At 69.7% G+C, this 10724-nt stretch carries 11 protein-coding genes; 3 read left to right on the top strand and 8 right to left on the bottom strand.

Annotated elements, in window-relative coordinates:
• Window positions 1-178 precede the first annotated feature (178 nt).
• A complete protein-coding gene (locus ACIOMQ_RS10245) occupies window positions 179-2470 on the top strand; it encodes a glycosyl hydrolase family 95 catalytic domain-containing protein (RefSeq protein ID WP_402188823.1) in 2292 nt (763 codons plus the stop codon).
• A 168-nt stretch (window positions 2471-2638) separates the two neighbouring features.
• Here ACIOMQ_RS10245 and ACIOMQ_RS10250 read toward each other — a convergent pair whose 3' ends face one another.
• Window positions 2639-3988: an AlkA N-terminal domain-containing protein gene (locus ACIOMQ_RS10250; protein ID WP_362198066.1), complete on the bottom strand. Its 1350-nt coding sequence runs from the start codon at window positions 3986-3988 to the stop codon at window positions 2639-2641.
• Window positions 3989-4076: 88 nt separating this feature from the next.
• Complete coding sequence (gene rsgA, locus ACIOMQ_RS10255) at window positions 4077-5249, bottom strand: ribosome small subunit-dependent GTPase A (RefSeq protein WP_362197692.1); 1173 nt, start codon at window positions 5247-5249, stop codon at window positions 4077-4079.
• Between the two features lie 376 nt (window positions 5250-5625).
• On the opposite strand from rsgA, the gene ACIOMQ_RS10260 reads away from it, so the two are divergent.
• Window positions 5626-6126 carry a DUF5949 family protein gene (locus ACIOMQ_RS10260; protein WP_362197695.1) on the top strand — a complete coding sequence of 167 codons (501 nt, stop codon included), beginning with the start codon at window positions 5626-5628 and terminating at the stop codon, window positions 6124-6126.
• Between the two features lie 139 nt (window positions 6127-6265).
• On the opposite strand, the gene ACIOMQ_RS10265 is transcribed toward ACIOMQ_RS10260, so the two are convergent.
• The 6 genes from ACIOMQ_RS10265 to ACIOMQ_RS10290 form a co-directional block, all read right to left on the bottom strand.
• A complete protein-coding gene (locus tag ACIOMQ_RS10265) occupies window positions 6266-6676 on the bottom strand; it encodes a rodlin (RefSeq protein ID WP_362197698.1) in 411 nt (136 codons plus the stop codon).
• Between the two features lie 119 nt (window positions 6677-6795).
• On the bottom strand, window positions 6796-6996 hold the full coding sequence (locus ACIOMQ_RS10270) for a hypothetical protein (protein WP_362197701.1): 201 nt from the start codon (window positions 6994-6996) through the stop codon (window positions 6796-6798).
• A 265-nt stretch (window positions 6997-7261) separates the two neighbouring features.
• Complete coding sequence (locus ACIOMQ_RS10275; RefSeq protein WP_402188550.1) at window positions 7262-7672, bottom strand: rodlin; 411 nt, start codon at window positions 7670-7672, stop codon at window positions 7262-7264.
• 185 nt (window positions 7673-7857) lie between these two features.
• The gene (locus ACIOMQ_RS10280; RefSeq protein ID WP_362197707.1) at window positions 7858-8148 is read right to left on the bottom strand and encodes a hypothetical protein; all 291 of its coding nucleotides are present in this window, start codon (window positions 8146-8148) and stop codon (window positions 7858-7860) included.
• A 245-nt stretch (window positions 8149-8393) separates the two neighbouring features.
• Complete coding sequence (locus tag ACIOMQ_RS10285) at window positions 8394-8627, bottom strand: chaplin (RefSeq protein WP_362197710.1); 234 nt, start codon at window positions 8625-8627, stop codon at window positions 8394-8396.
• Between the two features lie 292 nt (window positions 8628-8919).
• On the bottom strand, window positions 8920-9321 hold the full coding sequence (locus ACIOMQ_RS10290; RefSeq protein ID WP_362197713.1) for a rodlin: 402 nt from the start codon (window positions 9319-9321) through the stop codon (window positions 8920-8922).
• 528 nt (window positions 9322-9849) lie between these two features.
• Between ACIOMQ_RS10290 and ACIOMQ_RS10295 the strand changes: the two genes are divergently transcribed.
• Window positions 9850-10695: a chaplin gene (locus tag ACIOMQ_RS10295; protein WP_362197716.1), complete on the top strand. Its 846-nt coding sequence runs from the start codon at window positions 9850-9852 to the stop codon at window positions 10693-10695.
• The last annotated feature ends 29 nt before the right edge of the window (window positions 10696-10724 follow it).

Genomic DNA, 10724 nt, shown 5'->3' on the forward strand with positions numbered 1-10724 from the left:
CCATTGACGCAAGGATGACCCGCGCCTACCTTCCCTGAAGGAATAGCTCGGATGAATCGATGTGTTTGCGTACGAGCCGCCAGGAGACGCCTTGCCCCCAGCATCGGACCCCTCCCGCCTGCCCCGGAACGAAGCCCCGGCCCCTTCCCGGAGAAGCGTTCTCGCCACCGGCACCGCGATGGGCGGCGCACTCGTGGTGGGCGGCGCGGCGGCCCCCGCACAGGCGGCCGCCCCCGCCACCCCCGCCGCCCCGGCACCGGTCACCGTGCACTCCCCCGACGACGCCTGGCGCACGGTCCTGGACGACGCCGACCTGCTCTGGCAGAAGCTGCCGACGACCTGGTACGAGGGGCCGTATCTGGGCAACGGCCGCCTCGGCTCCGGCATCTACGCCGAGCCGGGCGCCACCACCACGGCCATCCGCTTCAACGTCCAGCACTCCGAGGTCCAGGACCACCGCCCCGAGTTCGGCTCCCTCTTCGGTCTCGCCCGCCTCTCGATCGGCCATTTCACCCTGGAACCGGTCGGCACCATCACGGACATCGAGTGGTGGATGCGGCTGCACTCCGCCGAACTCGAAGGCACGGTCACCACCACCGCGGGCACCCTGAAGCTCCGGGCCTTCGTCCACTCCACCAGCGATCTGCTGGCCGTGGAGGTCACCCCGAGCGCGGGCGAGCGGGGCTTTCGCTGGGTCTTCCACCCGGCCGACGCGATCAGCCCGAGGGCCGCTTTCAAGCCTCTCCCGGACGGCTACGCCGGCAACCCGCCCGCGGTGACCGAACAGCACGGCGGGACCACCACCGCCGTCCAGCCGCTGCTCGCGGGCGGCCACCACGTCACCGCCTGGCGGGAGCGCACCAGGGGCGCGGCCCGCACCCTGTACGCCACGGTCGCGCACTCCCATCCGGCGACGACGGCCCGCGCCCGTGCGCTGCGTACCGTCAAGACCGCTTCCGCGCTTCCCTACGGTCTGCTGGCCGCGCCCCATCGCGCCTGGTGGGACCGGTTCTACCGGAAGAGCTTCCTGTCCCTGCCCGATGCCCGGCTGCAGCGCTTCTACTGGATCCAGCTGTACAAGACGGCGTCGGCGGCGCGCAAGGACGCGCCCGTGATGGCCACCTCCGGCCCCTGGCTGGAGCCCACCCCCTGGCCGAACACCTGGTGGAACCTCAACGTCCAGCTGGAGTACTGGCTGATCCACGGCTCCAACCACCTTGAGCTGGACGCCGTCACCCGGGCCCTGAGCGAATTCCGGGACCAGCTCTCCCGCGAGGTCGCCGCCCCCTACCGGGCCGACTCGGCCGGCATCCCCCGCACCACCGACCCCCAGCTGGTCAACGGCGCAGCGGTCACCGACGGCGGCTACGGCGTCGGCATCCCGGGCCAGGACCCGCCCACCCCCGAAGTCGGCAATCTGACCTGGGCACTGCACAACGTATGGCTCTCCTACCGCCACACGATGGACGAGTCGATCCTGCGCGACACGCTCTTCCCGCTGCTGCGCAAGGCCGTCAACTACTACCTGCACTTCCTGGCGCCGGGATCGGACGGCAGGCTGCACCTCCCGGCCACGTTCTCGCCCGAGTACGGGGTCGACGCGCCCGACTGCAACTACGACCTGATGCTGCTGCGCTGGGGCTGCCGCACCCTCGTCGACTCGGCGGAACGGCTCGGCGTCCGGGACCCGCTGACCGCCCGCTGGCAGGAGGTCCTGGCCAGGCTCGCGCCGTACCCGGTCGACGCGAACGGCTTCATGATCGGCGCCGGGGTGCCCTTCGCGAAATCACACCGCCACTACTCGCACATGCTCGCGGTGTACCCGCTGTACGAGCTGACCGGCGCGACGCCCGGCGAACGCGCGCTGATCGAGAGGTCCCTCGCCCACTGGGTGGGCTTCGAAGGCGCCCTGCAGGGCTACACCTTCACCGGCGCCGCGTCGATGTCCGCGCTGCTCGGCAAGGGCGAGGACGCGCTGAAGTACCTCGGGCAGCTGATGAGCCGCTTCATCCAGGCGAACACCATGTACAAGGAGTCGGGCCCGGTCATCGAGACCCCGCTCTCGGCGGCCCAGTCGCTGCACGACATGGTGTGCCAGTCGTGGGGCGGCACCATCAGGGTCTTCCCGGCGTTGCCCGCCGCCTGGCGGGAGACGACCGTCCATGACTTCCGTACGCAGGGCGCTTTCCTGCTCAGCGCGGTACGCGAAGAGGGCCGGACCCGCTGGGTACGGGTGACCAGTGAGGCGGGCGCCCCCTGCGTCGTACGCCACGGCATCGACGGGCCCGTCGAGATCCGCGACCGGCACGGACGACCGCTGAGGCACGAGGAGCAGGCCGACGGCACGGTGCGCATCCACCTCCGCAAGGGCGACTCGGCGCTGATCACGGCCGCGGGCGACCGCCCGGACCTGACCATCCGTCCGGTCGCGGCGAACGGGCCCGCACCACGCTGGGGCCTGCCCGCCTGAACACCGGCCCGAAGTCCTGGGACCATGGTCCGAGCCGTCGGACGGTACGGGTGACGGGTGACGGGTGCGCTGGTGAGGCCGAATCCATGACCGGATCGCCCACTCCGGCGAGGAACTCATCCGCATCCACCCGAAGAAGATCCGCAACTGGGTCCCCGACGAAGGTTCCTAGAGGCTCAGATGGCGTACGGCATACGAACGCCAGGGCCGCCACCGCTCTGCCTCGGGCCTCTTCTCCGGATCCACATCGGGGTCGCCCAGCGCCCGCGTCCGGATGAGCGCTGCGGCTGCCGGGCCGATCCCCGGCAGCCGCAGCAGCGTCTGCTCGGCCTCGTCGCGGTCGGCCCCGGCGTCGAGCCGTACGCCTCCGTCGGCGAGCGCGGCCGCCAGCGCGCGCAGCGCCGGGTCCTCCACCGCACCGGCCAGCACCCCCGGCTCGGGGAACACGTGCGTGAGCCCCCCGCAGGGCACGTCCAGGACCTTCCCGTACATCTCGACGAGCCGCTCGGCCCCGGCCCCGCCCACCAGCGTCCGTACGGCGAACTCCTCCGGGTCCGCGGCACCCGGCGAGCGCAGCCCGGGACGGGCGGCGACGCCCGGTGCCAGGCGCGGGTCGGCGCCGAGCCGCTCGTCGACGGCGTACGGATCGGCGTCCAGGTCGAAGAGGCGCCGCAGCCGCTGTACGGCCGTCGTCAGATCCCGCAGGTCGGTGAGGTGGATCCGGGCGTCCAGCCAGGACCCGGCGGACCGCTCGTCGACGGCGACGATGCCCGTGCCGTACGGCAGCCTCAGGGTGCGCCGGTAGGTGCGGCCACCGGGCTCGCCGGCGACCTCCTCGATCCGGGCGACCGTCTCGCCGGCCAGGAGGTCGAAGGTCTCACGGGCGGCGTACGGCCCCCGGTGGGCGAGCCGCAGCGGGATCCCGGTGGTGCGCGCCTCCCGTACCGCCGCCCCCGACCCCGTCCCGGCCTCGGCCCGCAGAGCGCTGGGTGTACGGGCGTAGATCTGCCGGATCGTGTCGTTGAACTGGCGCACGCTGGCGAAGCCGGACGCGAAGGCGATCTCGGTCACGGGCAGCGCGGTCGTCTGGAGCAGCACGCGTGCGGTATGGGCCCGCTGGGCGCGGGCGAGCGCGACGGGCCCGGCGCCCAGCTCCGCGTTGAGCTGCCGCTGCACCTGGCGTGAGCTGTAGCCGAGCCGGTCGGCGAGACCGGGCACGCCCTCCCGGTCGACCACGCCGTCACCGATCATCCGCATGGCGCGGCCGACGACGTCGGCCCGTACGTTCCAGTCGGCCGAGCCGGGCACAGCGTCCGGGCGGCAGCGCCGGCACGCCCGGAAACCGTTGCCCTGGGCGGCCGCCGCGGTCGGGAAGAAGCGCACGTTCTTCCGCTTGGGGGTGACGGCCGGGCAGCTCGGCCGGCAGTAGATGCCGGTCGTTTCGACGGCGAAGAAGAACTCCCCGTCGAAACGGGCGTCGCGGCTGCTCACCGCCTCGTACCTGGTCTGTTCGTCCATCACACCGTCCAGTGTGCGGCACTTCCCGGTACCGCACTCGCGGTTTTCGGACGTCAACCCGGTCGACAAGGCGGCCGACGGGCTGCGGCTACCGCACCCGGCCCCGCTTCGCGTCCATGGCCGCCCGGCCCTCGGCCCCCTTGCGCTTCCATTCGCGCAGCATTTCGGACCGCACCCGGGCATCGGTCTTGGCGACGATGCGCTGGTTCTCGCGGAGCAGCTTGCGGAAGCTGTCGAGGCGCCGCTCGGGCAGAGAGCCGTCCTCGACCGCGGCGAGTACCGCGCAGCCGGGCTCCGACCGGTGGGCGCAGTCGTGGAACCGGCACCGCTCGGCCAGTTCCTCGATCTCGGAGAAGACCTGGCCGACGCCGGTCTCCGCGTCCCAGAGGCCGACCCCGCGCAGTCCCGGGGTGTCGATCAGCACGCCTCCGGAGGGCAGCACCAGGAGATTGCGGGTCGTGGTGGTGTGCCGGCCCTTGCCGTCGACGTCACGGGCGGCCTGCACCTCCATCACGTCGCGGCCGAGCAGCGTGTTGGCGAGGGTCGACTTTCCGGCACCGGACGCCCCGAGCAGCACACTCGTACCGCCCGAGACGATGGCGGCGAACACATCGAGCCCCTCCCCCGTGGCGGAGCTGACGGGCAGCACCTGCACACCCGGCGCGATGGCCTCGATGTCCTGGACGAGATAGGCCAAGGTGGCGGTGTCCGGCACCAGATCGGCCTTGGTCAGCACCACGATCGGCTCGGCGGCGCCGTCGGCGGCGGCCCCCTCGCGCAGCAGCGCGTCACCGCTGGAGCTCGACATGGCGAGCGCGAGGAAGCGCTCCACCCGCCCCAGGTCGAGCTCCACAGCGAGGGAGACGCAGATGGCGATGTGGTCGATGTTGGTGGCGAGCACCTGCCCTTCGGAACGCTGTGACGACGTCGAGCGGACGAAGGCCGTGCGCCGCGGCAGCAGCGTCCGTACGAATTGCGGATCCCCGTCGGGGTCGACGGCGACCCAGTCGCCCGTGCAGACGATCCGCATCGGATCGCGCGGAACGACGAAGGCGGTGTCGGCCCGGAGCGTGCCGCACGGGGTGATGACATCGCACTGCCCGCGGTCCACCCGCACCACGCGTCCGGGCAGCAGACCCTGCTCGGCGTACGGCGCGAACTCGGCGGCCCAGTCGCCGTCCCAGCCGTACGGGGACAGCGGATGCGGCGCGGTGGAGCCCTGAAGAGAAGAGGAAAGAAACGGAGAAGTCGGGAAAGACAAGGGAAACCCTTCAAAGGGTGGCCCCGGCAACGCGCGTACAGGCGCGCAGAGTTGAGGAGAGGTCAGCCGGCGACCACGGGGGTGGGAACGATGCTCTTCTGGTTGTGGGCAACGCCCATCGCAGCGACAGTCATCAATGTCCTCACCTCCTGGTTCAAGCACGGGGCCGACACCGGCGCTTCTTCTCCGCCGTCCGGAACGCTGCACACGATAGCCCGCTGCCATCGGGTGGCGTCAACACATTTGATTTACGGCGTCCGGCGCCCCGCTTCTGAGAGAGCGCCTGAACCGCATCCGCCGGATATCTCCGCAAATATCCCTCGATCAGGTGATACACATGCACATCGTCCGGTCCCGGGCCGTTATGGTGCCGAGCATGACCTCACCCCAGACCGCCACCGGCACGTTCACACAGGCCCAGTTGGGCACGATCACACTGATCGGATGGAGCGGCGAGCATCCCGACGGCGGCCCAGACGTCGCCTTCCTCCTCGTCTACTCGCTCGGTGACGGGACGGACGGCCCGGCCGCCGGTGAGGCCGCGATGCGCGTGGCCCTGGACCGCAGCGGCCTGCCGGCCGGCGGCGGTCCGGTGTATGCCGCCGAGACTCCGGGGCTCCCGGTGAAGTTGCTGGTCCAGGCCGGTCAGGCCGTACTGACGCTGCCTCACTTCACGGCGCAGTACCCCGCACCGCCCGAGTGGCTGGCCGCCGCCGAGCAGCGGGGTGAGGTGCACACGATGTTCGCCACCCGTCCATGGCCCGAGGGCACGCCGGGCCGACCGGTCGGCGAGGAACTGCTGCGGTCGTTCGCCGCCGACCCGGAGGTCATCATGACCTCTGCGCACTGCGTCCTGCCGGTACGCAGTCTGGGCTGAGCCGCCCCGGTACGCCCGATGCCCACCGCCCCCGTGGAACGGTGGGCATCACCATGCGCGGAGCCCCGGAGTCGCCGACGCACCGGAATGCGGGCGACCACAGGGTGCTCCCCTGCGATCGCCCGCATTCAAGTGGGCGTCAGTGGTTGGCGACACCGTTGCCCGAGAGCACCGGGATGTCGCTCACGAGGTGCGACAGCGCCTCGTCGCCCTTGGCCTGGGTGGAGTTGTCGGCGCACTGCTGGTTCTGCGGCGAGTGCAGGACATTGATGTCCTGGACCGCGACCGGCACGAGCAGGCCGACGAGCGAACCGACGTTGGCCTTGAGCGGCAGACCGACGCAGGCCTTGTTCAGCGTGCCCTGGACGAGCTGGACCTGCGGGCTGCCGTCACCCCGGGTCACGCTGTTGCCGAACGAGTCCACGGCGCCGTTGCCGTTGACCGACGTCGTACCACCGTCGTTGCCGATCGCCATGGCCGCGGGGGCCGCGGCGGCGGACAGGCCGACCAGGGACACGGCCACTGCTGCGCCGGCCATCATCTTCTTCATCACGCTTCACCTTTCGGAGCGTCCCGTTGTGGAACGTACTGATCAACCCGCTACGGAAGCGTCGGTTCTGCACTACCACTCAAATGAGTTCGATCCGGCGTAAGTTCGACGCTCTCCTCTCACCCGTCGAAGGCTTCGCCCGACGTACGGGCGGCGGGAACCCGGCTTCCCGCACAGGGCCTGCCGGGCTGCGCGAGCGGTGCCGGTTCCGGCCCGCCCCGGGCCGCCTGCCATTCGGCGAGCAGCCGGTCGTAGATGGGTGTGACGTCCTGTGCGCGCCGCTGCCGACCGCAGGGGTGCTGGCTGTCGTACTGGTCCATGGTTGGCTCCTACCCGGTGCGGCGGGTGACGCCCGCCGCCACTACGGCAACCGGCCCAGTCCGCCCGCCCCTTCGAGGGGACGACGGAGCCTGCGGGCACACGACGTGGGGCCGGCACATCCGGGCCGCCGAAGAACGGCTGCCGCGTGGATGCGCCGACCCCACGGTGTTTCACGTACTGCGGGCAGGCGGGCTCGAAGCCGCACGTGGTGAGGGACTCGACGAGGCCGAGGAATCAGCGACGCGCGACCGGAGCCTTACGGTTCTAGTTGTTGCCGGCGCCGTTGCCGGACAGGATCGGAATGCCACTCAGGATGTGCGACAGGGCCTCGTCGCCCTTGTCCTGGGTGGAGTTCTCCGTGCACTGCTGGTTCTGCGGCGAGGACAGGACATTGAGGTCCTGGACCGAGATCGGAATGGCACCGAGCACCGAGCCGACATTGGCCTTGGCCGGCAGGGCGATGCAGGGCTTGTTGAGCGAGCCCTGGATGAGCGCGAACTGCGGGCTCCAGTCGCCGTGGGTGGCGGAGTTGCCGTACGACTGCATGGCGCCGTTGCCGTTGACCGACGTCGTACCACCGTCGTTGCCGACGGCCATGGCCTGGGGGGCGATCGCGGCGGAGACACCGACGATCGAAGCAGCGACGGCTGCCGAGGCCATAATCTTCTTGATCATTGAATAGCCCTTCTGGGTTTTCTGTTGCCCGCCTGTCCGGAGCGCACTGACCAACTCACGGCGACGGGGATGGTTGTGCCTATTCACTCGAACGGTATTTCTGCGGTCCGGTCGTTCGCCGCATGCAGAACACCGGAGGGAGGCGCGGCGCCACGAATGAACGGGGAACCGCCGTGGTGTGAGAGTCAGCCGCCGAGCGGCAGGCCGCCCATCAGCGGGGCCGCCCCCTTGGCCGCGCCGGTGGCCTGGTCGGCCAGCTTGGTGACGGTGCCGTTCTTCTGCATCGATTCGGCGGCTCCGCCGACCGTGTCGACGATCGGGTCGACAGCCTGCGGTGCGCTCTCCACCACCTGGTTGACGCCGCCGTTGAGGCTGAAGTTGGGGGCCGTGGTGGTGGTAACGGCGAAGGCAGGAGCAGCCGTTCCCAGAGCAGCCACGGAACCGGCAACGAACGCAGCGGTCTTCGCGTACTTCACTTTCGGGTTCCCTTCTGCAGCGGCATCCGTTTCGGCCGCGTATCCGCGCCGCACCAGCCTTCTTTAGCTGTGACTTCTGCCGCTTTCATCCTGGGTAACGATCCGGCTGCGCCCCGGCAACTGCACGGACCCGCATTTTCTCGGCGCCGCTCGATCGAATATTGGAGAAGGGGGACGGCCCCGGAGCGCATCGGATGCGTTCCGGGGCCGTCCTGTCATGAGCGTTCGGCTGGGCCGACCAGAGGTCAGACGTTGAAGCAGGTGTTGCCGAAGGAGGGGTTGAGCAGACCGATCACGTTGATGGTGTTGCCGCAGACGTTGACCGGAACGTGGACCGGGACCTGGATCGCATTGCCGGACACGACGCCCGGGGAGCCGGCGGCGAGGCCCTCGGCACCGGCGTCGGCGAAGGCGGGCGCGGCCACACCCATCGCCATCAGGGTTCCGGCGGCGACGGCGGCAACCTTGGTGTACTTCACGTTTGTCCCTTTCTTTGACGGAGTCCGGAGCGGTCACGTCTTTCGTGCCGCACGAGCGCGGTCCTGATCACTCGTAACTCCGCCGGTGTAATTCGTAACGATTTAAGACCGCAGACGAAACTCTTCAGGGAGAAGATTCTCGAAAACCGCCCGAATGACGCTGTTTTGATCGCCCGATGCCCTGTGCCGGATCGTCGGACCATCCGATGTACCGATACCCGGAAGGGCAACAGCAGGCCCGGGCCGCACGGAGGAGGAACGCCGGCGGCCCGGGCCTGTCACTGCGGCTGGATCAGCTGTTGCCGGCGCCGTTGCCGGAGAGCACCGGGATGCCGCTCAGGATGTGCGACAGCGGCTCGTCACCCTTGGCCTGGGTGGAGTTCTCGGTGCACTGCTGGTTCTGCGGCGAGGACAGCACGTTGACGTCCTGGACCGCGATCGGGATCAGACCGATGAGCGAGCCGGCGTTGACCTTGGCCGGCAGGCCGATGCAGGGCTTGTTCAGGCTGCCCTGAACCAGGCCGAACTGCGGGCTGCCGTCACCACGGGTCTCGGCGTTGCCGAAGACCTGCGAGGCTCCGTTGCCGTTGACCGAAGTCGTACCGCCGGCGTCGCCGATCGCCATGGCCTGCGTCGCGCCCAGACCGAGGATGGAGGCGGCCACAGCGCCCGTAGCCAGAACCTTCTTGATCACGATTAACCCTTCTCGTACCGGATGCCCCGTACCGGAGCCTCCTGCCCAACTCGCGACCGCACGTTTGGTTCTTTCCATTCACCCGAACGCCGAGAGTGTCCGGACAGGAGTGCGAAAGGGCACCAGAGGTGTTGCAGAAGCGTTTACCCGGTCCGACTGTTCGTTGAGGTGTCAATCATCTGTCTCTCCCGTCCGGTTGACCGCCGAGGCCGCCGGATGACGTCAGAGCGGATCCATACATGTAATCCGTTCGGGTGGTCACGAAATTTCCACGAAGTACGAGTTTCCTCGACAAGTTCTCCTCGTTATGGGTGTCACCAGGCGTGTGGCTTGGGCGTTCACCCGGCAGAAGGTGGATTCCTCTACACAGAAGAATGTTCCGACGTGGTTCCTCCGCTCCGCCGCGACCACCACTTGCCGGATCACGCCGGAAAGCGCCGGGGTTTCGTCCTCGGCCGAAACTGCACCGCCTGATGAATTAACCGCGAGCCCCGTGCTCGCGCGACGTGTCCTAGGAAAGGGCAATCAATGCGAAAAGCCTTGAGTAAGAGCGTGCTGGTGATGGCGGCGGCGTCCGGCATTCTGACCGCCTCCGGCGGGTACGCGTTCGCGGACGCCTCCGCCGAGGGTGCCGCCGTCGGTTCGCCGGGCGTCGGCTCGGGCAATGCCGTCCAGGTGCCGGTGCACGTTCCCGTCAACGTGTGCGGCAACACGGTCAATGTGATCGGCCTGCTGAACCCCGCGTTCGGCAACGAGTGCGAGAACGAGAACGAGGGCGACGGGCGCGGCAGCGGCGTCCAGGGGGCGAGCGCCGAGGGCGCCGCGACCCACTCCCCAGGTGTCCTGTCCGGAAACCTCGTCCAGGTTCCCGTGGACGTTCCGGTCAACGCGTGCGGCAACACCGTCGACGTCGTCGGCCTGCTGAACCCCGCGTTCGGCAACGAGTGCGAGAACGAGTCCCCGGGCACCAGCACTCCGACGCCCGTCCACCCGCCGCACAAGCCGCCGGTCCACCCGCCCCACAAGCCGCCGGTCCACCCCCCGCACAAGCCGCCGACGCACCACAAGCCGCCGCACCACCACCACCCGGACTGCCCGCCGGACCACCACAAGCCGCCGGTCCACCCGCCCCACAAGCCGCCGGTCCACCCCCCGCACAAGCCGCCGACGCACCACAAGCCGCCGCACCACCACAAGCCGGACTGCCCGCCGGACCACCACAAGCCGCATGGGCACCACCACCACCATCACCACAAGCCGCAGCTGGCGCACACCGGTGCGGACGCCAACATGGGTCTGGCCGGCGGGGCCAGCGCCGCGATGGTGCTCGGCGGCGCCCTGCTGATGCGCCGCACCCGCGCCTCGAAGGACTGACCCGCACCACGACGGACAAGAAGCAGGAA

It is taken from the genome of Streptomyces sp. NPDC087845, assembly GCF_044742755.1.
Classification (GTDB): Bacteria; Actinomycetota; Actinomycetes; order Streptomycetales; family Streptomycetaceae; genus Streptomyces.